This is a genomic window from Streptomyces zhihengii, from assembly GCF_016919245.1.
In the GTDB taxonomy this organism is placed as follows: Bacteria; Actinomycetota; Actinomycetes; order Streptomycetales; family Streptomycetaceae; genus Streptomyces; species Streptomyces zhihengii.
In genome coordinates, this window is the sequence record NZ_JAFEJA010000001.1 from 1538946 (window position 1) to 1562104 (window position 23159).

22 protein-coding genes are annotated in these 23159 nt (G+C 75.0%); 6 read left to right on the forward strand and 16 right to left on the reverse strand.

The window, feature by feature from the left end; all coding sequences use genetic code 11:
- Window positions 1-18 precede the first annotated feature (18 nt).
- Together JE024_RS06510 and JE024_RS06515 are read right to left on the reverse strand one after the other, a co-directional pair.
- Window positions 19-750 carry a hypothetical protein gene (locus JE024_RS06510; RefSeq protein WP_205372680.1) on the reverse strand — a complete coding sequence of 244 codons (732 nt, stop codon included), beginning with the start codon at window positions 748-750 and terminating at the stop codon, window positions 19-21.
- Window positions 751-829: 79 nt separating this feature from the next.
- Window positions 830-2569: an Hsp70 family protein gene (locus tag JE024_RS06515; protein WP_205372681.1), complete on the reverse strand. Its 1740-nt coding sequence runs from the start codon at window positions 2567-2569 to the stop codon at window positions 830-832.
- A 309-nt stretch (window positions 2570-2878) separates the two neighbouring features.
- Here JE024_RS06515 and JE024_RS06520 point away from each other — a divergent pair, with 309 nt between their 5' ends.
- Both JE024_RS06520 and JE024_RS06525 read left to right on the forward strand, forming a co-directional pair.
- Entirely contained in the window at window positions 2879-3757 is an 879-nt protein-coding gene (locus JE024_RS06520) for a CAP domain-containing protein (protein ID WP_205372682.1), read from the forward strand.
- A 114-nt stretch (window positions 3758-3871) separates the two neighbouring features.
- A complete protein-coding gene (locus JE024_RS06525; protein WP_205372683.1) occupies window positions 3872-4444 on the forward strand; it encodes a GNAT family N-acetyltransferase in 573 nt (190 codons plus the stop codon).
- A gap of 431 nt (window positions 4445-4875) precedes the next feature.
- Here JE024_RS06525 and JE024_RS06530 read toward each other — a convergent pair whose 3' ends face one another.
- Complete coding sequence (locus tag JE024_RS06530; protein WP_205372684.1) at window positions 4876-5274, reverse strand: DUF6221 family protein; 399 nt, start codon at window positions 5272-5274, stop codon at window positions 4876-4878.
- A gap of 205 nt (window positions 5275-5479) precedes the next feature.
- Here JE024_RS06530 and JE024_RS06535 point away from each other — a divergent pair, with 205 nt between their 5' ends.
- Complete coding sequence (locus tag JE024_RS06535) at window positions 5480-6139, forward strand: DUF4232 domain-containing protein (RefSeq protein ID WP_205372685.1); 660 nt, start codon at window positions 5480-5482, stop codon at window positions 6137-6139.
- A 13-nt stretch (window positions 6140-6152) separates the two neighbouring features.
- Here JE024_RS06535 and JE024_RS06540 read toward each other — a convergent pair whose 3' ends face one another.
- Complete coding sequence (locus tag JE024_RS06540) at window positions 6153-7448, reverse strand: sensor histidine kinase (protein WP_205372686.1); 1296 nt, start codon at window positions 7446-7448, stop codon at window positions 6153-6155.
- A complete protein-coding gene (locus JE024_RS06545) occupies window positions 7445-8134 on the reverse strand; it encodes a response regulator transcription factor (RefSeq protein ID WP_205372687.1) in 690 nt (229 codons plus the stop codon). The genes JE024_RS06540 and JE024_RS06545 overlap by 4 nt, the downstream gene beginning before the upstream one ends.
- A 36-nt stretch (window positions 8135-8170) precedes the next feature.
- On the opposite strand from JE024_RS06545, the gene JE024_RS40915 reads away from it, so the two are divergent.
- On the forward strand, window positions 8171-8758 hold the full coding sequence (locus JE024_RS40915) for a hypothetical protein (protein WP_244882627.1): 588 nt from the start codon (window positions 8171-8173) through the stop codon (window positions 8756-8758).
- A gap of 73 nt (window positions 8759-8831) precedes the next feature.
- Here the strand turns inward: JE024_RS40915 and JE024_RS06555 are convergent, their stop codons facing one another.
- Window positions 8832-9365 (reverse strand): hypothetical protein, encoded by a 534-nt coding sequence (locus JE024_RS06555; RefSeq protein ID WP_205372688.1) that lies wholly within the window; start codon window positions 9363-9365, stop codon window positions 8832-8834.
- Window positions 9366-9413: 48 nt separating this feature from the next.
- A complete protein-coding gene (locus JE024_RS06560) occupies window positions 9414-11459 on the reverse strand; it encodes a hypothetical protein (RefSeq protein ID WP_244882629.1) in 2046 nt (681 codons plus the stop codon).
- A 257-nt stretch (window positions 11460-11716) separates the two neighbouring features.
- Here JE024_RS06560 and JE024_RS06565 point away from each other — a divergent pair, with 257 nt between their 5' ends.
- Window positions 11717-12343, forward strand: a complete 627-nt coding sequence (locus JE024_RS06565; protein ID WP_205372689.1) for a TIGR03086 family metal-binding protein — start codon at window positions 11717-11719, stop codon at window positions 12341-12343.
- Between the two features lie 374 nt (window positions 12344-12717).
- Complete coding sequence (locus JE024_RS06570; protein WP_205372690.1) at window positions 12718-14274, forward strand: carboxylesterase/lipase family protein; 1557 nt, start codon at window positions 12718-12720, stop codon at window positions 14272-14274.
- A gap of 29 nt (window positions 14275-14303) precedes the next feature.
- Here the strand turns inward: JE024_RS06570 and JE024_RS06575 are convergent, their stop codons facing one another.
- From JE024_RS06575 to JE024_RS06615, 9 genes are all read right to left on the reverse strand, one after another.
- The gene (locus JE024_RS06575) at window positions 14304-14918 is read right to left on the reverse strand and encodes a 3'-5' exonuclease (RefSeq protein WP_205372691.1); all 615 of its coding nucleotides are present in this window, start codon (window positions 14916-14918) and stop codon (window positions 14304-14306) included.
- Window positions 14919-15682: 764 nt separating this feature from the next.
- Entirely contained in the window at window positions 15683-17041 is a 1359-nt protein-coding gene (locus JE024_RS06580) for a nucleobase:cation symporter-2 family protein (RefSeq protein ID WP_205376407.1), read from the reverse strand.
- Window positions 17042-17434: 393 nt separating this feature from the next.
- Window positions 17435-18835 (reverse strand): 8-oxoguanine deaminase, encoded by a 1401-nt coding sequence (locus JE024_RS06585; RefSeq protein ID WP_205372692.1) that lies wholly within the window; start codon window positions 18833-18835, stop codon window positions 17435-17437.
- Window positions 18836-18910: 75 nt separating this feature from the next.
- A complete protein-coding gene (locus JE024_RS06590) occupies window positions 18911-20302 on the reverse strand; it encodes a nucleobase:cation symporter-2 family protein (RefSeq protein ID WP_205372693.1) in 1392 nt (463 codons plus the stop codon).
- A gap of 74 nt (window positions 20303-20376) precedes the next feature.
- The gene (pucL, locus tag JE024_RS06595; RefSeq protein WP_205372694.1) at window positions 20377-21300 is read right to left on the reverse strand and encodes a factor-independent urate hydroxylase; all 924 of its coding nucleotides are present in this window, start codon (window positions 21298-21300) and stop codon (window positions 20377-20379) included.
- 3 nt (window positions 21301-21303) lie between these two features.
- The gene (uraH, locus tag JE024_RS06600) at window positions 21304-21696 is read right to left on the reverse strand and encodes a hydroxyisourate hydrolase (RefSeq protein WP_205372695.1); all 393 of its coding nucleotides are present in this window, start codon (window positions 21694-21696) and stop codon (window positions 21304-21306) included.
- A complete protein-coding gene (gene uraD / locus JE024_RS06605; protein ID WP_205372696.1) occupies window positions 21693-22205 on the reverse strand; it encodes a 2-oxo-4-hydroxy-4-carboxy-5-ureidoimidazoline decarboxylase in 513 nt (170 codons plus the stop codon). Before uraD ends, uraH begins: the two co-directional genes overlap by 4 nt.
- A gap of 163 nt (window positions 22206-22368) precedes the next feature.
- Window positions 22369-22740 (reverse strand): helix-turn-helix domain-containing protein, encoded by a 372-nt coding sequence (locus JE024_RS06610; RefSeq protein WP_205372697.1) that lies wholly within the window; start codon window positions 22738-22740, stop codon window positions 22369-22371.
- Window positions 22737-23012: a thiamine-binding protein gene (locus JE024_RS06615; RefSeq protein ID WP_205376408.1), complete on the reverse strand. Its 276-nt coding sequence runs from the start codon at window positions 23010-23012 to the stop codon at window positions 22737-22739. The genes JE024_RS06610 and JE024_RS06615 overlap by 4 nt, the downstream gene beginning before the upstream one ends.
- Window positions 23013-23159 lie beyond the last annotated feature (147 nt).

The following is a 23159-nucleotide window of genomic DNA, read 5'->3' on the forward strand; positions in this document are numbered from 1 at the left end:
CCGGCCCCGCCCCGCTCCTCAGCCCCGCGCGGTGTGCACCCACGCCCGTACGTGCACGGCCCGCCCGGCGACCTGGTACGCCGGGGCGACGGCGTGGCTCACCGGCAGACCGGGGTCGGACTTGTGCCACAGGTCGTACGCCTCCGGGTCGTACGGCCGGCCCGCCGGGACCTCGAAGTCCCACCGGTGCACACCGCCGAGCCGGCCGATCCGGAACCGCAGGGCGGACACCTCCTGCCACGCCCGGCCCACGTCGGGCAGGGCGTCCGGGTCGCCCGTGACGCCCTCGGCCGCCCGCCGCCAGTCCGCGGGCGACGACGGCTGGGCGGCGAAGGCCAGCCGGCACAGGGCCGTCGTGATCCGGGCGTGCGCCTCGTGGCGCTCGGGCGCGGCCCGGTCCCCGTACGCCGCCCGCGCGGCGCTCCCCGCGAGGTCGTCGATCCTGCGGCGCACGTCGGTGTACCAGGCGGCGGTCTCGTGGTGGGCCGCGTCCTTCTCCGTGGTGGTGTCCTGGCGCACCCGCTGGAGCGCCTGGCGCATCAGGTCGAGCTGCTCGTCCTGCCGGGCGATGCGCTCCTCCTGGCGGGCGACCCTGCCCCGCAGGCGTTCCAGCTCCTCGCGCATCTTGCGCACCGGGCCGATCAGGTCGAGGACCGACCGGCGCAGCTCGGCGTCCTCGGGGCGGCCGGGCCCCGGGGGGCCGCTCGGGGGCGGCGGGCTCCCGGGCGGGAGGGCGGGCGACTGTGACATCTCTTCCCCTTCGTTGGTCCGCGTCACGGGGTGCGGGGGCTGCCGGCCGCCGTCCGCGCGGGACGGCGGGCGGGCGTGCTCAGCGTCCGGGGAGGCGGTCGGCCGCCGGACCGGGCGGGGCGTCCGCGGGCTGCTCGGGTTCCGGCTCGGAGCGGAAGTTCAGCACGGTGCTGTACACCCCGCCGGCCGGGTTCCGGGCGCTCACCTCGATCTCGGTGCCGCCGAACCGGAAGGTGACCTCGACGACGGGGTCCTCGTCCCGTTCTCCGAGCGGACCGGACAGGTCGACGACGACCTCCCCCGTCCACTGGGCACCCGGGCTGTTGACGGTCTTCAGCCCGGCGTCGGGCGACGAGTAGACCGCCACCAGCAGACGGGTGTCCGCCGCGTCGACGGGCCGCAGGGCGAGCCGCCACTCCGACCCCACCCGCACCGAGTCCCCGGCCCGGACGAACACCTGCAGGTGGCCCAGCCGGAAGGCCCGGCCGTTCGCGCCCCGCTGGACGGGGAGGCCCGCCACCTCGCCGCGGTCGAACAGCTTCCGGGGCAGCGCGACGGCGGCGCCGTACGAGCTGCGGGCCCGGCGCGAGTGGACGATCTCCGGCCGGCAGGCGTAGTGCACGGCGCCCGCGAGGACCGCGCGGGCCGGGCTGGGCGGGATCACGACGCGCACCCGCTCGCCGAACTCCCGGGTGACGTCCTCCGTCAGCCGGGACCTGACGTACAGCGACTGCGCGAAGCCGCCCACCACCACGATCCGCAGCGGCTCGCCGGGCTCGCGGTCGGCCAGCAGTGCACGGGCCTGGGTCACCACCTGGCGCACCAGCGGGTCGACGGTGCCCTCGAAGAGCGTGCGCATCACGTCCGCGGTGAGGACGATCTCGTCGTCGACGCCGTTCTGGCTGGAGGCGAGCCGCTCCAGGCCGCCGTGCCGGGTGATGGTGTTGCCGGCGGCGAACGAGAGCTGGACGCGCACCGGTTCGTCGGAGTCGACGCGGAAGGACGTCTTCGCGCCCTCGAACCCGTCGAGCAGCGCCAGCAGTTCGTGCTCGCGCTCCTGGAGCGCGCGGTACGCCTCGGGGCCGATCCGCCGCGCCAACTCCCGCTCGAAGCGCCGGTTGATGTAGTCGGACCCCTGCTTCCCGCCGACGGGCGTGCCGAGTTCCTCCAGCGTGCCGTCACCGCGGTCCCGGTACCCGGCGATGTCGACGGTGCCGCCGCCGCAGTCGACGACCAGGGTCGGCACGGTGGCGTCGCCGCCGATACCGGCACCCTGGTCGACCGCGCAGTACACGGCGGCCGCCTCCGGCTCGGTGACCAGGATCAACCGCTCCCGCCCGGCGGGGAATCCGGCCTCCTCCGCGGCCTGCCGCATCAGATTGCGCTCGGCGTCGTCCCAGATGGCGGGGACGGTCAGGCACCACCGCACGTCGTCGGGGTGGAAGCCGCCGCCGGTGATCGAGAGCAGGGCCCGGTTGCGCAGCTCCCGCAGATAGGCGGCGACCAGCGCCTTCGCCTCCTCGGGGGTGCCGCCCTCCTCCGCGTCCGGCTTCAGCCAGGTCTTGAACCCGCTCTCGAAGCGGCCCTTGACCTTGTTGGCGCGGGCGCGGCGGGCCGCGTAGCCCCATTCCAGGACCCGGCCGTCGTCGTCGAGGAGCAGCGCGGACAGGTTCTTCGGGTAGCTGACCGGCTGGTCCTTCCACTGGTCGAAGAAGTCGATCCGCCGGTCGGCGGGCTCCTCGCCCTCGTTCACCGCGCACCAGGCGAAGCCCGACCCGTGCGTACCGAAGTCGATCGCGGCCGCCACCCGTAACCCCATGCCGCACGCCCCGTCCCTGCCCGTCCCGCACTCCCTGACCATCTGTCATCCAAGCGCCTGCGGGGCGCCGGGACCAGCGCATTGGACAATTGCGGCAGACCAATTCCGCTCCGGGACGCGTCCGGCGGCGGGACGGGCCGCCTGACGGGACTTTGGCGGCTTTCTTATGGCTTCTTGAAGAAGAGCCCGTGAGCACCCGCAGGGGCGGCGGCCGGGCTTACGCTCAGGACAACCCCCCACGGATCCCGGCGGGCGCCGAGGCGCCTGCCGGGATTGTGCGTGACCGACTACCACCGAGGTGCCGTACGCATGAGTTCCCACCGGGCCGGCAGACGGTCCCGATCCCGTTCGCACGCCCGCCCCAAGGGCGGGCTGGCCCGTAACGCCGTGCTGACGCTCGGCGCGTTCACGGTCGCGGCGGGCGTCGGTGCCACCGTCCTCACGGACGGCCGGGGGGACGGGGCGGCCGACGGTGTCGCCGCGGGCGCCCCCGACGTCACCACGGCGACGGGCCCGCAGGGCGGGGCCGTGCCGCGCCCCGCGGACACGCCCGCGGCGAGCGCGAGCCCGTCCCGGTCGCCGCTGCCCGGCGCGACGCTCTCCCCGCAGCCGGACCGCTCCGCTTCGGAGGCGGCGCGCAAGGAGGCGGCCCGGGCGGCGGAGGCGAAGGCCGCGGCGAAGAAGAAGGCGTCGGCGAGCCCGACCCGTGCTCCGGCGACGACGGGCTCCGGCGGCGGATCCCAGGGCGGCGGGGACTCGTCCGGCTCCGGTTCGAACTCCGGCGGCGGCTCGGACACGACGCCGGACGGCGTCGAGGCGCAGGTGCTGGCGCTGGTGAACAAGGAGCGCGCGGCGGCCGGCTGCGGCCCGGTGACGGCCAACGCGAAGCTCACGAAGGCGGCCGACGACTACAGCGACGTGATGGCCGCGTCCGGCGTCATGTCCCACACCGGGCCGGACGGTTCGACGATGACCAGCCGGGTCGAGGCCGCCGGGTACGCGTGGTCCACGCTGGGCGAGAACATAGCCCGCGGGCAGGCGGACGCCGAGGCCGTGATGGACGCCTGGATGAACAGCCCCGGCCACCGGGCCAACATCCTCAACTGCTCCTTCGACGAGCTGGGCGTCGGCGTACACATGGGCGACGGCGGCCCCTGGTGGACCCAGAACTTCGGCGCCGGGCGCTGACCTCCCCGGCCCCGAGGGGGGAGGTGTCCGGCCCCGGCCGGACACCTCGTATCCCACCGACGGCACGCCCCTGACCGGCGGGCGCCACCACCGGCTCCGTGACATCGTGGCGCCATGACCATCGAGGTACGCCCGGCATCGGTCTTCGCGGACGTCCGCGCGGTGCTCGGCCCCAAGTCGCCGACGGCGAACGTCTGCTGGTGCCTGAGCTACCGGATCCCCTCGCGGCTCAACCAGGAGCTCCGCGGGCCGGCGCGCGGCGAGTACACGGCCGGTCTCTGCCGGGCGGACCCGCCGCCCGGGGTCCTCGCCTACGACGGCGACGTGCCGGTCGGCTGGGCGGCCGTGGCCCCGCGCTCGGAGACGACGTTCGCGCGCAACCGCAAGATCCCTCACGTCGACGACCTGCCGGTCTGGTCGCTGTGGTGCGTCCGGGTCCGCCCCGGACACCGCAAGTCCGGCATCTCCCACCATCTCATCGCCGGCGCCGTCGCATTCGCCCGCGCCCACGGCGCCCCGGCGGTCGAGGCGTACCCGCTCGACAACGGCGGTGCCCGGGTCGACCTGACCATGGCCTACGCCGGTCTCCGCGCGAACTTCGAACGCGCCGGATTCACCCACGCCGCCGACACCACCTCCGTCCTCGCCGGCCATCCCCGCGTGCTGATGCGGCTCGACCTGCGGTGAGGGGGCGGGGGCGGGCCAGGCCCGCCCCCGGATGACGCGGAGCCGGGGCCGGGGAGCGGCCCTGCCGGACCGGCGGAGGCGGACGACGCGGGGCGGGAGGCCGGGGCGACGGCCCCGCGGCGCGGGCGGAGGCGGGGCCGCGAGGCCGGGGCAAGGCCCTGCCGGACCGGCGATGGCGGAGGCGGACGACGCGGGGCCCGGGAACGGCCCTGCGGCAACGGCGGACGCGAGGCCGGGAGGCCCCGGCGAGGCCCTGCCGGACCGGCGGACGCGGATGACGCAAGGCGGGAGGCCGGGGCGACGGCCCCGCGGCGCGGGCGGACGCGAGGCCGGGAGGCCCGGGCGAGGCCCTGCCGGACCGGCGGACGCGGGGCCGGGCCGGCGGCCCCGTGGCGCGGGCGGACGCGAGGCCGCGAGGCCGGGGCCGGGTGCTAGCGGATGAAGCGGGGCAGCCACCTGGCCTGGTAGCCGGGGTGGCCCGCGTAGTCGGCCGCGAGCTGGCGGACGGCGAAGCCGAGGCCGACCGCGCGGCCGGAGTCGAAGTCGTCGGCGGGGCGGTCGGTGTCCCGGTGGGCGATCTCGCGGTACTCGTCCAGCAGCACACGGCTGGTCTCGATCCGGGCCAGCACCCGGGCGGGATCGTGCAGGGCGATGTGGCGGTCGAAGCCGGCGCCGCGCACGGTGAACGCCACTCCGGAGGTCCGGTCGCACACCTCCCCGGGCCGGTCGGCCGGGCATCTCCAGTTCTGGCCGCCGGCCTCGCGCGCGATCTGTTCCTCCTCGGCGAGCCGCGCCTCGATGAAGGACACCATGTCTGCGTTGGCGGCCATGCGAGATCGCACCCCTTCCCTGACGTGCTCGTCGGACTGCGGGACATTCTGGAGGACCGGACGCCCCGTGATCCACCCGGGTCACCCGTGCGGGCCGTGGTCGAAACGGCGAACGCCCGTCACCGTGCTGTGAAGATGCCGCGGGACGCTGATGGCGGGGCCGGCGCACGGAGCGCCGGACGCATCTCATCCGGGGGAACACACCATGCGCACCGTACACAGAGCCGCCGCCGTCCTCGCCGCCGTCACCGCCCTCGCCCTGACCGCCGCCTGCGGGCCCGCGGAGGACGACGGGGCCGCGGGAGCCGGGAAGCCCACGCCCGCCGGCTCCGCGGCCCCCTCGGCGACCGCCTCGCCGTCGGCGACCGCGTCACCGTCGGCACCGGCACCGGCATCGCCCTCGGCATCGGCATCGGAGGACGGGGCAGGCGGCGACGGCCCGGGGGACGACGTCTTCCCGTGCGGAACGGCCGTGCTGACGTTCACCGCGACGCTCGCGGAGCCCACGACCGGCAGCTATCTGCTGAAGGTCACCAACAAGGGGTCCCGCCCCTGCCGGGCGCTCGGCCACCCCGTGGTGACCTTCGGCGACCTGGACGGGGCGGCGACCGAGCGGGGCGAGGCGCCCGGCATCGAGGACGCGCTGCTGCTCGCGCCGGGCGCGACCGCCTACGCCGGCCTCATGGGCGGTCCCGACGACGGCGGCCCCGGCACGACCGTCGGCTCGATCGCGATGACCATGGAGACGGACTCCGACCTGGAGCAGACGCCCCTCGGCGCGCCGACGCCCGGTCTCCATGTCTCGCCCGACACCAACTCCGTGACCCCGTGGGTGGACAACGCGGAGGACGCGCTGAGCCTGTAGCGCGCCCGGCAGGTCAGGCGTCGGCGAGGGCGAAGGAGACCTGCACCCGCGCCCCGCCCAGCGGGGAGCGGGTGATCCGCAGGTCGCCGTCGCAGGCGCGGGCCGCGCGGGCCACGATGTCCAGGCCGAGGCCGGTGCCCCCGGCGCTGACACCCCGGGTGAGGGCCGCCTCGGGGTCGTCGACGCCGGGCCCCGCGTCGTCGACGGTCAGCACCGCGTGGCCGCCGGTCCGCTCCACCCGCACGGTGAACGCGGCGCCCTGCGGGGTGTGCCGGAAGACGTTGCCGATCAGGGCGTCGACGACGGCGGCCAGGTCGTCGTCGCCGAAGCGCACCGGGGCGGGGCGCGGGGTGAACGACCGCTCGCAGACCCGGTCCTGCTGTCCCGCGAGCACCGACCAGAAGTCCAGCCGCAGCGCGACCACCTCCGTCAGCTCGGCGGTCCGAGAAGCCGCGGCGGCGCCCGGCGGGTGCGCCGCGAGCGGGGTACGGGCGGCGGCGATGATGGAGTCCAGCTCGCTCTCCAGCTGGGCGACGGCGGCGCTGATGCGCCGGGCGCCGGGGGTCCCGCTCAGCAGGTCCGCCTCCAGGTAGAGCGCGGTGAGCGGGGTGCGCAGCCGGTGCGAGAGGTCGGCGACCATCTCGCGCTCGACGGCCAGCAGTTCGGCGACCCGGTCGGCCATGGTGTTGAACGCGAGGCCGGCCTCCTGGAGTTCCGGCGGCCCGTCCGGCTCCACCCGTACGTCGAGGTCGCCCGAGCCGAGCGCCAGGGAGGCGCTCTTGAGCCCGCGCGAGGAGCGGACCACCCGGGCGCCGAGGCGGTCGGCCACCAGCACCGAGCCGGCGACCAGGCCCACCGCGAGCAGCGACATCACGCCCCAGGAAGCCCAGACGCCCCGGGTGAGGTCCGCGCCCGGCACGAACGCCTCCACGACGGCGACCCGGTCCTTCGGGAGCACCACGGGCTGGAGGTGCACCCAGCCCTCCGGGGTGTCGGCGGAGAGCGTCTCGCGGCGGCGGACCGCCCGGTCCAGGGCCTCTGGGGGCGCGTGGGTGGTGCCGACGAAGGAGCCGTCGGGCAGCCGCACGGCGAGCCGGTCACGCCCGCCGAGCTCGGCGACGGCCTGCTGGACGTCGGCCCGGTCCGTGGTCAGGGCCAGCACCGGCGACAGGGCGCCGGCGCGCTGTTCGGCTGCGGTGGTGACCCGGTCGCGGGCCTGCTCGCGCACGAGGAGGGCGAGCGGGATGAGGAAGGAGAGCGCCACCATCGACGTCACGGCCAGGGCGATGCCCGCGAGCGCCCGCCTCATGGCGCGGTGACCAGTTTGATGCCGATACCGCGCACTGTGTGCAGATACCGGGGGTCCGACGGCTTCTCGCCCAGTTTGCGGCGCAGCGCGGAGAGATGGACGTCGACGGTCTGGTCCTCCACGTAGGGCTGCTGCCACACGTCGGCGAGGATCCGCTTGCGCGACATCACCTGGTCCGCGTTGGCGGCGAGATAGGCGAGGAGGTCGAACTCCCTCCGGGTGAGGGTGAGTTCGCGTTCTCCGAGGTGCGCGGTGCGGGCCAGCGGGTCGATCCGCAGTTCGCCGACCTGCACCACCTGCCGGCGGTCGCGGTCGGCCCCCGCGGGGACGGAGCGGCGCAGCACCGCCGCGATGCGGGCGGCGAGCTGGCCGCCGGAGAACGGTTTGACCATGTAGTCGTCGGCACCCGCGTTGAGCAGCCGGATGATCTCGGTGTCCTCGTCCCGGGCGGTGGCGACCAGCACCGGGACGCGGGATATGCCCCGGATCATCCGGAGCACGTCGAGCCCGTCCAGATCGGGCAGCCCGAGGTCCAGGACCACGATGTCCGGCGGGTCCTGGGTGACCTCGCGCAGCGCCTCGAAGCCCTGGTGGGTGGTCCTGACCGCGTAGCCCTGCCCGGTCAGCACCTCGATCAGGGCCGCGCGGATCACGGGGTCGTCCTCGACGACAAGTACGGAGGCCATGAGCAGGCACGTTAGCCGGTCGGTCACTATGGTGTCGTGTCCCGCCTACCGCGCTACCTGCTGATCTGGCTGTCGTGCACGGCGGCCAGTGTCACGGCCGTCATGCTGACCGTCCACTTCGTGGTGGGTTCGACCCGGCCGACGGCGCCGGTCGCCCGGTCCGCGCCGGACGGCTTCGACGCCTCCCCCGCGGCCTCGGTCTCCCCGTCGCCCCCGCCGTCCCGGAAGCCGAGCCCCACACCGCCGTCGCGCAAGCCCGGCCCGGCGCCCACCCGGACGACGGCGGAGCCCCGGCCGAGCCCCTCCCCCACCCCGCGCACGAGCACCCCCGCACCGCCTCCGCCGACCCAGGGGGCCGGCGCCGACGGGGCGGAGGCGGGCTGCGCGGAGGGCGGCTCCGGGGTGCACACCATCGACTCCGAGGGCGGCAAGGCGACGGTGCGGTTCGGCAGCGGCGGGGTGTGCCTGATCTCGGCCGTCCCCAGCCAGGGCTTCACCGCGAGTACGCGGCAGAGCGCCCCGCAGGCGCTGACGGTGACCTTCGCCGCCGACCGCCACCGCTCGGAGATCACCGCGTCGACCGAACCGTCCGACCGGGCAAGCGTGCGCGAGACCTCGTTCTGATCCCGGCCCGTTCCGGACCGGCCCGTCCGGGGCGCGGCCTCCGCCGCAGCGCGCCCGCCTGCCGCCGTCACCGTCAGGAGGGCGGGGGCAGGACGCGCCACTGGCCGCTGTGGCCGGGCGCGAGGGCCATGTCGTCGCGGACGGCCGCGTAGTAGTCCCGGCGCGCCTCGCGCTGGCGCGCCAGCAGCGCCTGCCACGCCTGCGGGTCCCGCCGGCCCTCGCGCAGGAAGCCCTCCATCTCCAGCACCACCTCCACCCAGGCACGGGCGCCGTCGACGGCCTCCCGGGAGCCCAGCATCAGCAGCGCCTCCCCCGACGGATCCCGCCCGTCGCTCGCCGCGGCGAGCAGCGGCGCCGCCTCCTCGGGGCTCAGCGGATGCGGATGCGGATCGTTCCCCAGGTGCGCGGCGACCCGGTAGTTGAGCGTGACGCTCTTCTTCAGCGACCGCGCGTAGTCGGCGTACACCTCCAGCCGCCGCTCCTCCCACCGCGCCGCCCGCTCCCGCCTGAACCGCGCGCGGTCACTGCGCATGATCGCCGTGTAGGAACCGAGAGCGCCGATCACGACGCCTATCAGCGCGGGGAGTTGCTGTATGAAGGCGGACATGCGGTCACGGTAGCGGGGTGCGGGCCGGGCGGGTGGCGGGAGCGGGGGTCAGTGGCGGGTGGGGTGGGCCGTCTTGCGGGCGTGGGCGGCCGCGTTCGCCACCGCGCGGTCCGGGTGGTGGGCCTGGAGGGTGGCCAGGACGCGCGGCGCGGTGGCGGGGGCGGCGTGGGCGAGGGCCTCGGCGAGGGCGGCGGGGCCGCCGGGCCATTCCGAGGCGGAGGCGTCGAAGACGGGGAGCAGGGTGTCGGGCGGGATGTCCGCCGGGCCGGGGATGCCGGTGCCGCCCGCGGCGGTCCGGCGCTCCACGTGGGCGAGCATGTCGTCGATCCAGCACTGGTCGAGTTCCTCGGCGAGGACCGTGGCGCGGGCGGTGAGCGGGACCTGGTCCTCGGGGGCCTGCTCGCCCCGGGCGAGCAGCACCCGGCGGGCGGCGGCCCCGGTGACCGGGTCGGTGAGCGCGGCGCGCAGCGCGGTGCCGGGGACGCCGGCGAGATCGAGGCGGGCGAAGTAGTCGGAGGTGCGGGTCAGGGAGAGGTCGGCGGTCTTGACCGCGGCGACGGCGTCGAGCAGCCGCCCCCACGCCTCGTCCGTGCCGCCGTGCCGCGCGGCCCAGTCGGCGAGCGCGGCGGCGCCGATCCGGGCGGGCCAGTGCCGGGCGGCGCCCACGGTCCCGGCCGCGTCCCAGGTCGCGACGGTGTCCCGGTCGGGCGCGGCCACCCGGCCGACGGCGAGGACGTGGCGCATGGCCGCGGCGCCGAGCGGGGTGAGCCCGTAGGCGTCGCCCGTGCGGAAGACGCATCCGGTGGCCGCGAGCTGGTCGACGAGTGCCGCCAGGCCCTGGGCGGGGACGTCGAGTGCGGCGCGGTCGGCCTCGGTCACGGCGGCCACGCCGAAGAGGCGGGCCAGCTCGCCGGCGGACGGGAGCGCGTAGGCGGCGGGGGCGCCCGGGGAGAGCGGCGCGGGGGCGTCCTCCAGCTCGGGCGGCAGGCCGTCGGCCCTGGCGTCGGCGGTCTTGCGGGCGACCGATTCGGGTGTGGAGCCGCGTTCGTACAGCGAGTAGAGGAGGTGCGCGGCGTCGAAGGAGTACGCCTCCTGGGGGCCGGTGACCAGGGGCATGCGCTCCGCCTGGGCGGCCAGCACGTCCGCGGCGAGCTCGGTCAGCTCCGCGGGCGTGCCGTCGGTCCACACCGCGGTGGCGGGGCCGGGCAGTCCGCAGCGTTCGGAGACCTCGCGCAGGTCCTCGTCGTCGCCGAAGGTCCCGGCGGCGAGCGCCGCTGGCAGCGGGGCGGCGTGCAGCAGCTCCCGGACGGCGCCGGGCCCGGGGAGTGCGGGCGGGGGCGGCAGCGGGACGGCGGAGTCGCCGTAGTAGTCGAGGTGTTCGTCGAGCATCCGGTCCGCGAGCGCCGCGTGCGGCAGGGCGGCGGGGCCGGGCGCGAGGTCGGCGTGGGCTCCGGCGAGGGCCGCGCTCAGCCCCTCGGCCGTCCAGCGGTCGGTCAGGGCGTCGGCGATCTCCTCCAGCGCGTCGCCGAGCGCGTCGTCGGGCCGGTCGGCGGCGAGCGGCGGCGCGGGCAGCAGCGGCCCGGCCGGCCCGGGCTCGTGCGCGTCGCGGGCGAAGGCGGCCAGCAGCAGTTCGGCGAGCAGCGCCCGGACGGCGAAGGTCCGGGCGGCGACGTCGGCGCGGTGCAGGCCGCCGGGCAGCGGCACCCGGTCCGCGCGCGGGGTGCGGGCGTGGGTGTCGAGCCAGGCCCGCACGGCGGCCCGGTCGCCGGCGTCCGTGCCGTCGGCGCGCAGCCGTGCGGCGTACCAGCGGTGCCAGGTGAGCCGTGCCGGGTCGTCGACGGCCTCGCCGAACTCCGGCGCGGCCTCGTCGACGGCCGCGAGGAGCCGTGCGTGGCGCTTGGCGTTCAGGCGCCCGGACTGGCGGACGCAGTCGGCGAGCGAGCGCAGCACGGCCGGGACGGCGGCGGCCTCCTCGGGTGACGCCCCCAGCAGGCCGGGCAGGTCCTCGCGGAGGATCCGGGCGACCAGGCGCGGCGTCGGTTCGGGCACTCCCGCTCTGCGGTCGGCGCCGTGCAGCGCGAGCAGCGTCAGCACCGCGTGCCCGGGAGCCGGGCGGCGCGCCGCCCGGCTCCCGGGCGGCCCAGTCGAGGAAGTCGTCGAGTCCGGTGTTGAGCGCAGGAGTAGGTGTCACGCGGGGAGCGTATGAAACCGGGCCCGCCCCACGGGGCCCGCCGGACGGTGGGTAGCCCGATCGGGGGACCGTGATCCGGGGGAAGGGCCCTGATCTGCGGGAAACGGGTGGCCGGGGCGGGCACCGATGAGTTCCGGCGCCCGGGCCGGTCCTTACCCGTATGACTGACGCAACCGAGACGACCGGTCCCTCCGGGACGACGCTCCCCGATCTCGCCGCCGCGGCGGCGGGTGTCGCCGCGCTGCTGCCCGGAGTGCGCGACGACCGCCTGGACGATCCGACCCCGTGCCCCGACTACGCGGTGCGCGAGATGCTCGCCCACCTCCTCGGTCTGGCGACGGCCTTCCGCGACGCCGCGGCGAAGGAGACCGGGCCGACGACGGCGACCTCGCCGGACGCGTCCAGGCCGGTGCTCGCCGGGGACTGGCGGACGGCACTGCCGGAGCGCCTCGCCGAGCTGACGGCGGCCTGGCGGCGGCCGGACGCCTGGGAGGGCATGACCCAGGCGGGCGGGGTGACCCTGCCCGGCGCGGTCGCGGGGCGGGTCGCGCTGAACGAACTGGTCGTGCACGGCTGGGACCTGGCCGTCGCCACGGGCCAGCCGTACGACGTGGACGAGGCGAGTCTCGCGGTGTCGCGGGAGATGCTGACGCCGACGGGCGACGACTCGATGCGGGACGCCATCTTCGGGCCGGTGGTACCCGTGCCCGAGGGCGCGCCCCTGCTCCACCGGATCGTGGGGCTGAGCGGCCGTCGCCCGGACTGGAGCGCCGCGCACCCGGCGTGAGCGCCCCGGCGCCGGGGGTGGCGCCGAGCGCCGAGGGTGAGGGCGGAGGCCGGGCGCGGCGCCGGACGCCGGGACGGGGCCCGACGCCGGAGGCGGGGCGGGGCCCGACGCCGGAGGCGGGGCGGGGCCCGACGCCGGAGGCGGGGCGGGGCCCGACGCCGGAGGCGGGCGGGGCCCGACGCCGGAGGCGGGGCGGGGTCGCGCCCGGCGAGGCGACGGCTCCGGCGTCCCCGGCGCCCGGCGCCCGGCGCCGATTGACACCGTCACCGCGTGAATGGGGCCGCGACCGGTGTTGGCGCCGCGGGCGCCGGTGGACCAGGCTCGTGGGCGGGCGCCCGCCGCGGGCGTCCGCCGACGCGAGGAGAGACCGCCGAGTGACCGCATTCTCCGGGGAGTTCCGCACGACCGCCGGTCCGGTGCGGGGCGCCGTGACGGCCCCGGACACCGTGGCCGTGCTGGGCATCCCGTACGCGGCGCCGCCCTTCGGGCCCGACCGCTTCCGGGCGCCGCGCCCGCCGCTCCCCTGGTCCGCCGTGCGCGACTGCACCCGGTTCGGTCCGGTGGCACCGCAGTCCGCGCGGCTGCCGGGGGCGCCGTACTGGTCGCCCGGCGACGAGGACGTGCTGACCCTCAACGTCTGGACGCCCGCACGGCGCGACAGCGCGGGCGGCGGCGGGGCGCTGCCGGTGCTGGTGTGGATCCACGGGGGCGCGTTCACCTTCGGGTCCTCGGCCCAGCCCGACTTCGACGGCACGGCGCTGTGCCGCGCCGGGCTCGTCGTCGTCACGGTGAACTACCGGGTCGGCTTCGAGGGGTTCGGGCATGTGCCCCCGGCGGGCGACGGGGACGACCGGCACCCCGACAACCGCGGTCTGCTGGACCAGATCGCCGCCCTGCGCTGGGTGCGGGACAACATCGCCTCCTTCGGCGGCGACCCGGGCAACGTCACGGTGGCCGGCCAGTCGTCGGGGGCCTCCTCGGTCGCCTGCCTGACGGTGGCGGAGGCGGCGCGGGGGCTGTTCCGGCGGGGCATCGCGCACAGTCCCGTCAACTCCTTCTCCTCCCCGGCGCTCGCCGCGGAGACGACCGGGCGGATCGCGGCGTCGGCGGGGGTGCCGGCGACGGCGGCGGGGCTGCTGTCCGCATCGCCGCAGGCCCTGGTGGCCGCGTCGGACGCGGTCGTCGCGGACTTCCGTGGTGACCCGGAGACGGAGCCGCGGCACTACGACCCCGTCCTCTACGCGCCCGTCGCCGACGGGCGCACCCTCGCCGCCGACCCGCTCGTCGCACTGGCCGGGGGTGCCGCGCACCCGGGCGTGGGGCTGCTGGTCTGCCACACCGCGCAGGAGTACTGGCTGCTGCACGCGGTCGGCAGCAGTGCCGAGGTCACCACCGAGGAGGGGCTCGCACGGTTCGCGGCGGACCTCCGGCTGCCGGCCGGACTGGTGGAGGAGTACCGGGAGCTGATGCCCGGGGCGCCGGTGCTCGACGTGTATCTCGCCCTCTACGGCGACGCGGTGTTCGGCGAGTACGGCTGCCGGCTCGCCGAGGCCCATGCGGCCGCGGGCGGCCGGGCGCACCTGTCCCGCTTCACCCGGCACCGGACGGACGCCGCGGGCGGCACCGTCCGGCCCTGGCACTGCGCCGACGTGCCGTTCGCGTTCGGCACCCTCGGGCAGGAGAGCGTGCGTTTCCTCGTCGGCGGCGGCGTCCCGGACACGGCCGACCACGACCTGTCCCGCCGGATGGTGGCCGCCTGGGCGTCCTACGCGGCGACCGGCGACCCGGGCTGGCCGCCGCTCGGCCCGTCCGGGGAGCCGGTGCGGCTGTGGACGACACCGGACGCGCACGAGGCGGCCCCCTGGACGGACGGGGGCACGGCGGTGCGGGCGGCCTGGCGCAGGGCCGGTCTGCCGCTGCTGGAACCGTGACCGGCGGGGCGGGGTCGCGAGGCTCCCGGTCAGCGGCCGGTGGACGCGGACGGGTCCCAGGCCATCAGGTTGCTGAAGAGTTCGGCCTGCTCGACGGCGTCGTCCAGGGCGTGATGGGTGTGCGGCCGGGCGGGCAGCAGCTCGCGCGGCATGGTCCGCTTGGAGACCGCGCGCAGCGGGAGCCCGGCCTTCACGGCGTACAGCGTCTTCATGTCCATGCAGCCGGAGTGCCCGAAGGGGCTCGCCCCGGTGAACCGGATCAGGTACCAGTACAGGAACGTCCAGTCGTACGAGGCCGGGTACCCGCACATCACCGGCTGCGCGCCGGCGGCCCGCGCCACCTCGCGCACCCAGTCCGTGAACTCCGCCATGGCGCGCGCCGGTTCGGCGCCGTCCCGCAGCAGCCGTTCCCGGTCGAGGCCGCTCACCGCGAGCGCCTCGGGGTCGAAGTCGGTCCCGATCGGGCGCAGTTCCCGGTAGAAGGTGTCGGCCGCGGGGTCGGCGGGCGTGTATCCGTCGGCGTCCTGCCGCCCGGCGACGGCGGCGCCGAGGCTGAGCATCGCGTAGGGGCCGGGGACGGGGCCGTCGGCCTCGACGTCGACGGAGATGTAGAGGCTGGGCTTCGGCGGCGTGTGTCGTGCCATGCCCGGCAGCATGCCAGCGGGGCGGCGGGGACCGCCCTGCATTTTCCGGGGCCGCCGGGCACCGGGGGCGGCGGCGCCCGCCGTTCCGGACGGCGCGCCGCTCGGCGCAGGGCGGGGCTCCCCTGAACGCCGGGCCCGGGTAGGGCCCGCCGGCTCGGAGGGCGCACCTGGGTCCGCGAGTTCGGGCCGCCGCCCGGCGAGCGGGGGCGCAGGCCGAAGTGAGCCACCTCCGAGCGCCATGTCCGGGTGCGAGCCCTCCGCCCGGACAGCGGCCCGGGTCCGCGAACGCCGGCCGCCGCCCGGGAAGCCCGCGCGCAGGGCGCAGTGAGCCGCCTCCGAGCGCCGCGTCCGGGCGGGGAGCCTTCCCACCCGGACGACGGCCCCGAGCCACGAACGCCGGCCGCCGCCCGGCAAGCCCGCACGCAGGGCGCAGTGAGCCACCTCCGAGCGCCGCGTCCGGGCGGGGAGCCCTCCGCCCGGACCACGGCCCCGGGCCACGAACTCCGGCCGCCGCCCGGCGGGCCGGGCAGGGCCGGAGTGCTTCCGTGAAGCGCCCCTGCGCGCGCACGCCCCGCACGCGGGGGCGTGCGGGGCGCGGAAGCGCCAAGGTGGACCTGCGGGTCGGGCCGTGCGCGGGCTCGGCCAGGAGCCCGCGCACGCACCGACCCGGCCGGAGCCGGTGCCTGCACCGACCCGGCCGGAGCCCGCACCGACCCGGCCGGGAGCGCGCACCTGCGCGCCCGCCCGCGGCGGCACGCCGCCCGTCAGCGGGCGGGCTCCGTCTTGGGCTCGGAGGCGGTGCGCTGCGCCGAGATCTCCCCTCCCGGCTCCATCGGAGCCGTCACCTCGTCCGCGTCGCGCCGCTTGCCGAGGTGGTTGAAGAGCAGGTTGAGGATCACCGCGGCGACGCAGCCGGTGGAGATCCCCGAGTCCAGGATGATCTTCGCGGTCTCCGGGAACGCGTGGTAGAACTCCGGCGCGCTGATCGGGATGATGCCGACGGCCAGCGAGACGGCCAGGATGAGCACGTTGTTGTCCTTCTCCAGACCGGCCTTGACCAGCGTCTGGATGCCGCTGGCGGCGACGGAGCCGAAGAGGACGACGCCCGCTCCGCCGAGCACGGGACGCGGGACGACGGCGATCAGGGCGGCCGCCATCGGACACAGGCCCATCAGGACCAGGAAGCCGCCGCCGCAGGCGACGACGAAGCGGCTGCGGATCCGGGTCATGGCCACCAGGCCGACGTTCTGGGCGAAGGCGCTGCACATGAAGCCGTTGAAGAGCGGGCTGAGCGCGGATCCGAGGGTGTCGGCGCGCAGCCCGGCGGCGATGGTCTTCTCGTCCGCGGGCCGTTCGACGATCTCGCCGAGGGCGAGCATGTCGGCCGTGGACTCCGTCATCGACACGACCATGACGACGCACATGGAGACGATGGCCGCCAGCGCGAACTGCGGGGCGCCGAAGTGGAACGGCGTCGGGAAGCCGATGACGTCGGCGTCGGCGACGGGGCCGAAGTCGGTGAGCCCGAAGGGGATGGCGATCAGGGTGCCGATCACCAGGCCGATGAGGACCGCGATCTGCTTGACGAACCCGCGGGTGAAGCGCCTCAGTGCGAGGACCACGAGCAGGGTGAGGCCGGCCAGGCCGAGGTAGGAGGCCGAACCGTAGTCGTCCGCACCGGGGTTGGGCCCCTGGGCCCAGCCGAAGGCGACGGGCAGCAGGGAGATGCCGATCAGGGTGATGACGGTGCCGGTGACGACCGGCGGGAAGAAGCGCACCAGTTTGCTGAAGAAGGGTGCGGCGAGGAAGCCGAGGACTCCGGCGACGATGATCGCGCCGAAGATGATCGGCAGCGCGTCGTCCTTGTCCGCGGTGGTGTCGACGATGGCCAGCATCGGGGCGACGCCGGCGAAGGTGACTCCGTTCACGAACGGCAGCCGGGCGCCTATCTTCCATATGCCCAGCGTCTGGAGGAAGGTCGCCAGACCCGCGGTGAAGAGGCTGGCGCCGGTCAGGAAGGTGAGCTCCTTCGCGGAGAGGCCGACGGCCGCCCCCACGATGAGCGGCGGGGCCACCACGCCCGCGTACATGGCGGCCACGTGCTGCAGGCCGCTGGTGAACATCTTGAGAGGGGGCAGGGTTTCGTCGACCGGGTGCTTCCGGTCTGCTGCATCGGCGGTCGGGGTGAGCGCGGCCACGGCGGTGCCTCCGGTCGGGTTACACGTCGTCGGCGACGTGTGGTGTCAAGGAGGTGGTGCGGGTGGTGCAGGAGTGCACGTACCGGTCGCCCGATCCGGCGGTGCGGGGTTGCGGGCTCGGGTCGTCGGACACGAGCCCGTGGTGCGGGCTCGGGTCGATGACACGAGCCGGGTGGCGACCCGGGTCGTTGACACGAGTCACCGTCACCGGGAGGCGCGCGGTACGGACCGCGCACCCCCCGGCTTCGGCTGCCGTGGACCCCGCTCGGGTCCACGGCCGCCGGCCGGGGGCCGTCCCCCCCGGCCGGAGTCCTGGGGTCAGCCCTGCGCGGCGATGCGCGCCAGGCGGCGTGCCTCGTCCCGCGTGGAGCGGGCGACGGCGTCCTCGTCCACCGTCGTGAGGTGGTTCGCCTCGACGACGGGCCTGCCGTCGACGAGCGAGAGGGTCACCGGTGCGGCGGCGCCGAAGACGAGCGCGATCACCGGGTCGGCGATGGAGGAGTGGGCGAGGGTGTCCAGCTTCCACAGCACCAGGTCGGCGAGCTTGCCCGGCTCCAGGGAACCGATCTGGTCGGCCCGGCCGAGGACCTGGGCGCCGCCGTAGGTGCCGAGGCGCAGCGCCTGACGTGCGTTCAGAGCGGCCTCGCGGTGGGCGCCGAGGCGGTTGATCAGCAGGGCGTTGCGCAGCTCGGTGTGGAGTTCGCCCGACTCGTTGGAGGCGGTGCCGTCGACGCCGAGGCCGACCGGGACGCCCGCCTTCAGCATGTCCGGGACGCGGGCGATGCCGGCGGCGAGGCGGGCGTTGGAGGAGGGGCAGTGGGCGACGCCGGTGCGGGTGCGGGCGAACGCCTCGATGTCGGAGTCGTTCATGTGGACGCAGTGCGCCATCCACACGTCCTCGCCGAGCCAGCCGGTGGACTCGAAGTAGTCGGTGGGTCCCATGCCGAAGAGTTCCTTGCAGAACTGCTCCTCCTCGACGGTCTCCGAGCCGTGGGTGTGCAGGCGCACCCCGAGCCCGCGGGCGAGTTCGGCGCCCCGGCGCAGCAGGTCGGTGGAGACGGAGAAGGGGGAGCACGGGGCGACGGCGACCTGGGTCATCGCGTCGAAGGAGGCGTCGTGGTGGCGCTTGACGGTCTCCTCGGTGGCGGCCAGCGCGCCGTCGAGGGTCTCCACGGCGAAGTCCGGCGGCAGTCCGCCGTCCTTCTCGCTGCGGTCCATGGAGCCGCGGGCGAGCGTGAACCGTACGCCCATCTCGCGGGCGGCGCCGATGATGGCGCCGGAGAGGTCGCCCGAGCCCTTCGGGAAGACGTAGTGGTGGTCCATGGCGGTGGTGACGCCGCCGCGGGCCATCATGGCGAGGGAGCCCTGCGCGGCGGCCCGCACCATCGGCTCGTCGATCCGCGCCCAGGTCGGGTAGAGCGCCACCAGCCAGTCGAAGAGGTTGTGGTCGGTGGCGAGACCGCGGGTGATCCACTGGTAGAAGTGGTGGTGGGTGTTGACCAGGCCCGGGGTGACGAGGTGGCCGGTGCCGTCGACGCGGCGCACGACGTGTCCGAGCCCGGCGGGGGCCGCGCCCGCGCCGACGGATTCGATCCGGTTGCCGGCGACGACGACATGGCCCGAGGCGTACTCGGTGTCGTGGGCGTCGACGGTGGCGATCGCGCAGTTCTCGATGACGATGCGCTCGGTCGCGCCGTCGGGGGATGCCGAAGGTGCCATGGTGCGTCCTTCTTCTGTCGGTTGTGGCGGCGGTCCCCCGGGCCGGCCGGACCGGGGGGAGGGCACGGCAGGACCCTAGGAGGATTTGAGTGCCACAGCCGGGTGGCTGCGGGTGCCGAGATGGTGGAAGAACAGGTTGAGAGCGACGGCGACGAGCGCTCCGGCGCTGATCCCGGAGCCGAGGACGGTCTGCGCCCAGGCGGGGAATCCCGCGTAGAAGGTGGGCGCGGCGAGGGGGATGATGCCCGCGCCGAGGGCCACGGCGACCAGGATGATGTTGGAGCTGTCGTCGAGTCCCGCCTCGGAGAGGGTGCGGATGCCGCTGACGGCGATGGAGCCGAACAGGACGATGCCGGCGCCGCCGAGGACCGGCATCGGCACGAGGGAGACGACCGCGCCGAGGACGGGGAAGGCGCCGAGGACGAGCAGGGCGGCGCCGGCCACGGCGACGACGTAGCGGCTGCGGACCCGGGTGAGGGAGACGACGCCGACGTTCTGCGCGAAGGCGGAGGTGGGGAAGCCGCCGAAGACGGGGCCGAGGAGGGTGGCGATCCCGTCGGTGCGCAGTCCCCGGGTGATGGTGCGTCCGTCGCTGCGGCGCTCGCAGATCTCGCCCAGTGCGAGCATCCCGGCGCTGGACTCGGTCATCAGCACCAGCATCACGATGCACAGGGAGAGGATGGCGGCGGGCTGGAACTCGGGTGCGCCGAAGGCGAAGGGGCTAGGCAGCGCGGCCACCGGGGCCTCGCGCAGTGCGGAGAAGTCGGCCATGCCGAAGGGGATGGCGGCGAGGGTGCCGATGAACAGGCCGAGCAGCAGGGCGACCTGGCGGACGAAACCGCGGCCGAAGCGCTGGAAGAGCAGGATCACGAGGAGGGTGAAGCCGGCCAGTGCCAGGTACTTCGTCGCGCCGAAGTCCGCGGCCGTCGCGTCGCCGCCGCGCGCCCAGGCGACGGGTACCGGCATCAGGGTGACGCCGATGAGGGTGATGACGACGCCGGTGACGAGTGGAGGGAAGAAGCGCAGCAGCCGCCCGAAGAACGGCCCGACGAGGAGGCAGAACACACCGGCGACCATCACCGCGCCGTAGATGGCGGGGAGTTGGCGTCCGGGGGCGCTGGTCTCGGCGATGGCGAGCATCGGCGCGATGCCCGCCGAGGACGCGGCGTTGACGAACGGGAGCCGGTTGCCGGCGATGTTCGCGACGCCGACGGTCTGGAGGATGGTGGCGAGACCGGCGATCAGCAGGCTTGCCGCGATCAGCCGGGTCATGCCGGCGGCGTCGAGCCCGACGGCCTGGCCGATGATCAGCGGAGGGGTGACAACGCCCGCGTACATGGCGGCGATGTGCTGGAGCGCGGCGGGAACGAGCCGCGCGAGGGGGAGCTTCTCGTCCACCGGGTGGACGTCGGAGGTGAGGAGCGTGTCCGGTGCCGGGTGAGCCGGCCCCGTGGGGGGCTGTGCCATGGTCTTCCCTCCGGCCCGCGGGGCCGCCCCGCCCGAACTGCGGGCGGGCGAGGCGGCCGGCGGCCTGGCGTCCGTCAGAGGTTGGTCATGTCGACCGGGATCCGCGGTTCGACGCCGTCCCGGAGCACGGTGGCCTCGATCAGACCGTAGGGACGGTCCGCCGCGAAGTAGACCTCGTTGTCGTTCTTGAGCCCGAAGGGTTCGAGGTCCACCAGGAAGTGGTGCTTGTTGGGGAGCGAGAAGCGGATCTCGTCGATCTCGCTGCGGCTGTTGATGATCCGCGAACCCATCTGGTAGAGGGTCTGCTGGAGCGACAGCGAGTACGTCTCCGCGAAGGCCTGGAGCATGTGCTTCCTGGCCTGGGCGTACGACTTCTCCCAGTGGGGCATGCGCTCCTCGTCCGAGGTCCAGTTGTACCGCCACTGGGCGGCCACCTGGGTGGCGAGGATGCGGTCGTACGCCTCCTTGAGCGTCGTGTACTTGTCCTTGACGTAGCCCCAGAACTCGGAGTTGGTCGAGTTCATCACGACCAGGTCCTTGAGGCCGGAGATGACCTGCCACGACTCGCCGTCGTAGGTGATCTCGGTGGTGCGCACCTCCTGGCCCTGGCGGACGAAGGAGTGCTTGACCTCGTCGGCGCCGATGAACTTGGAGTTGCCGTCGGAGGTCTCGATGCGCTCCCAGGCGTACTCCTCGATGCGGATGCGTGCCCGGTGGATCGGCTCCTGGCTCGTCACGAAGTGGCGGGCGAGGTGGATGCCGAACTGCTCGGCGGACTCTATGCCGTACTCCTTGGCGAACGCGTACACCGTGTTCTTGGTGGTGTCGGTCGGCAGGACGTTGGCGTTCGAGCCGGAGTAGTGGACGTCCTCCATGTCGCCGGAGAGGGCGACGGAGACGTTCAGGTCCTTGATGTGGTGGGTGTCCCCGTCCCGCGTGATCTTGACGACGCGGTTCTCTGCCTTGCCGTACTGGTTCTGTCCCAGAATCGTGGGCATCTGCTAGCTCCCTCGGTATACGGAGTAGCCGAACGGGTTGAGCAGCAGCGGTACGTGGTAGTGCTCGCCCGGCACGACGGCGAACGTGATCGCCACCTCCGGGAAGAACACGCCGCTGTCCCGATTCGCGGGGGCGTCCTGCTGCGCCTCGGCGTCTTGCTTCTTCGTGAAGTACGCCTCGGTCTCGAAGTCGAGACGTACCCGGGTCGTTCCCTCCGGCAGAGCCGGGAGGTCCTTGCACCGTCCGTCCGCGTCGGTGGCCGAGCCGCCGAGCGGCCGCCACTCGGCCGCCGGCCCCCCACGGGCCGACAGCGAGATCGCGACGCCTTCCGCGGGGCGTCCGGCGCTGGTGTCCAGGATGTGCGTGGACACCGATGCGGTGGTTTCGGTACTCATGCTTCTTCCTGCTCTACGAGGCGGGTCAGACGGATGCGGTTGATCTTGCCCAGTTCGGTGCGGACGATCTCCCGCTCCTGTTCGGGCGAGTTGCCGATCCGTGCCCGCAGGGCGTCCCGCATCTGCTCACCGGTGCGGCCGGTGGCGCAGATCAGGAAGACATGGCCGAACGTGTCCTGGTAGGCCAGGTTCAGTTCGAGCATCTCGGCCTTCAGGTCCTCGGACGCCCCGGCCATGCCGCTCTGTTCGCGCGACGAGGTCGGGTCGCCCGGCTTGGGCCGGCCGATCGGCGGGTGACCGGCCATCGCCTCGGCCAGGTCCTTTGCCGTCAGCTCCGCCGTGGCGGCGTCGCTGGCGGCGAAGAGGGCTTCGGTGTCGGCGTACGGGCGCCGGGCGAGGATCCTGCTCGCCCAGGCGCCGCTGGCGCAGACCTCGCGCAGCGCGGTGTCGGCCGCGCTGTCCTCGGAGGCGTTGAACCGGGCGAGGCCCGGGTTCTCAAGTGCAGTCACGGGAGCCTCCGTGGCTTGATCATCTCGGTGCGTCGGACGGGCTGCGGATAGCTAACGCCCTCAGGAACACGACGTCAACACTTTGTTGAAAAGTCGCGGACACAAAAGCCGCCGTCCGGAACACCGGACGACGGCTCGTGATCTGCGGCCGGGGAGCGGCGGCTCAGTCGCCCTTCGCCGCGTTCTCCCTGTTCAGGTAGTTGTACACGGTGAAGCGGCTGACACCCAGTGCGCCGGCCACCGTCTCCACGCCGTGGCGCACCGAGAACGCCCCCCGCGCCTCCAGCGTCCGCACCACCGACTGCTTGGTCCTGCGGTCCAGCTCGGCCAGCGGGCGGCCGTGCTGCCGCTCCAGCGCGGCGAGGATGTGGTCGAGGGAGTCCGCGAGCTGCGGCAGCCGCACGGCGAGGACCTCCTCGCCCTCCCAGTGCAGCACCACGTCGTCCTGCCCCGCGTCGGCGGGCTCGATCAGCGTGCCGCCCATGGCGTCGACGAGCGGCTTGACCGCCTGCGCGAGGGCGTGGTCGAGGCTCATCCCTCGCCCTCCGCGGCGCCGTCGGCGTCCGCCGCACCGACCACGTTGACCTGGAGGGACACCCGGGTCGCCCCGTTGTGCAGCGCCTCGCGCAGCAGGGCGCCGACGGCGTCGAGCACCTCGTCCGTCCCGCCCTCCGCCGTGTTCCCGAACGGACCGACGTCCACCTTGTCCAGCCCCGCCCCCTCGACGACGTCCCGCGCGGCGAGGGCGTGCGCCGGCGGTTCGTCCAGGTCGAAGGGTTCGGTCGTGAACTCCACTCTCAGTCGCACCATGCCCCCAAGGTAGCCCTCGGGCGGGCGGCGGGACCGGGGGGTGGGGGAAACCCTCCGGGGTGGGCGGGGGGCGGGGCGCAGGAGCCATGGAGCTGCGGGGGCAGGGGGGTGCGGGGGCGTGGGTGGCGCGCGGGCCGGTGGCGG

Coding starts and splice junctions, on each gene's coding strand:
- JE024_RS06510 (WP_205372680.1), bottom strand. CDS start 750: ATGTCACAGTCGCCCGCCCTCCCGCCCGGGAGCCCGCCGCCCCCGAGC.
- JE024_RS06515 (WP_205372681.1), bottom strand. CDS start 2,569: ATGGGGTTACGGGTGGCGGCCGCGATCGACTTCGGTACGCACGGGTCG.
- JE024_RS06520 (WP_205372682.1), top strand. CDS start 2,879: ATGAGTTCCCACCGGGCCGGCAGACGGTCCCGATCCCGTTCGCACGCC.
- JE024_RS06525 (WP_205372683.1), top strand. CDS start 3,872: ATGACCATCGAGGTACGCCCGGCATCGGTCTTCGCGGACGTCCGCGCG.
- JE024_RS06530 (WP_205372684.1), bottom strand. CDS start 5,274: ATGGCCGCCAACGCAGACATGGTGTCCTTCATCGAGGCGCGGCTCGCC.
- JE024_RS06535 (WP_205372685.1), top strand. CDS start 5,480: ATGCGCACCGTACACAGAGCCGCCGCCGTCCTCGCCGCCGTCACCGCC.
- JE024_RS06540 (WP_205372686.1), bottom strand. CDS start 7,448: ATGAGGCGGGCGCTCGCGGGCATCGCCCTGGCCGTGACGTCGATGGTG.
- JE024_RS06545 (WP_205372687.1), bottom strand. CDS start 8,134: ATGGCCTCCGTACTTGTCGTCGAGGACGACCCCGTGATCCGCGCGGCC.
- JE024_RS06555 (WP_205372688.1), bottom strand. CDS start 9,365: ATGTCCGCCTTCATACAGCAACTCCCCGCGCTGATAGGCGTCGTGATC.
- JE024_RS06565 (WP_205372689.1), top strand. CDS start 11,717: ATGACTGACGCAACCGAGACGACCGGTCCCTCCGGGACGACGCTCCCC.
- JE024_RS06575 (WP_205372691.1), bottom strand. CDS start 14,918: ATGGCACGACACACGCCGCCGAAGCCCAGCCTCTACATCTCCGTCGAC.
- JE024_RS06580 (WP_205376407.1), bottom strand. CDS start 17,041: ATGTTCACCAGCGGCCTGCAGCACGTGGCCGCCATGTACGCGGGCGTG.
- JE024_RS06585 (WP_205372692.1), bottom strand. CDS start 18,835: ATGGCACCTTCGGCATCCCCCGACGGCGCGACCGAGCGCATCGTCATC.
- JE024_RS06590 (WP_205372693.1), bottom strand. CDS start 20,302: ATGGCACAGCCCCCCACGGGGCCGGCTCACCCGGCACCGGACACGCTC.
- pucL (WP_205372694.1), bottom strand. CDS start 21,300: ATGCCCACGATTCTGGGACAGAACCAGTACGGCAAGGCAGAGAACCGC.
- uraH (WP_205372695.1), bottom strand. CDS start 21,696: ATGAGTACCGAAACCACCGCATCGGTGTCCACGCACATCCTGGACACC.
- JE024_RS06610 (WP_205372697.1), bottom strand. CDS start 22,740: ATGAGCCTCGACCACGCCCTCGCGCAGGCGGTCAAGCCGCTCGTCGAC.